General features: G+C 36.5%; 1 pseudogene. It reads left to right on the top strand.

What is annotated here, in order from left to right:
* A pseudogene (locus Z053_RS31720) lies at positions 1–296 on the top strand (biopolymer transporter ExbD); the annotation flags it as partial.

Raw genomic sequence — 296 nt, 5'->3', positions numbered from 1 at the left:
CGGGTATTAGCCGTAAACTCCCAGCTCCTGAAAAGGAGAATGTAATCCCTCCAGTTCTTAGACAAAAAAATATTTTTGTTGTAGAATTGAATAAGAATAATGATTTATTGGTAGAAGAAACTCCTATGGAATTGAAAGATCTTAGGGAAGCTGCTATTAAGTTCTTAGATAACGGTGGTGGAAGAGGAGAAGAAGCTTGTAGTTATTGTCAAGGAGATAGAGACCCTTCTTCTTCAGATAATCCTACTAAAGCGGTAATCTCTTTAAATAACAACAGAGAGACAAATTACGGTGCT

Origin of the sequence: Aquimarina megaterium XH134, from assembly GCF_000520975.1 — a bacterium.
Taxonomy (GTDB): Bacteria; Bacteroidota; Bacteroidia; order Flavobacteriales; family Flavobacteriaceae; genus Aquimarina; species Aquimarina megaterium.
The sequence above is the reverse complement of the archived record's forward strand: the minus strand, read 5'-3'. Positions and strand labels throughout refer to the sequence as shown.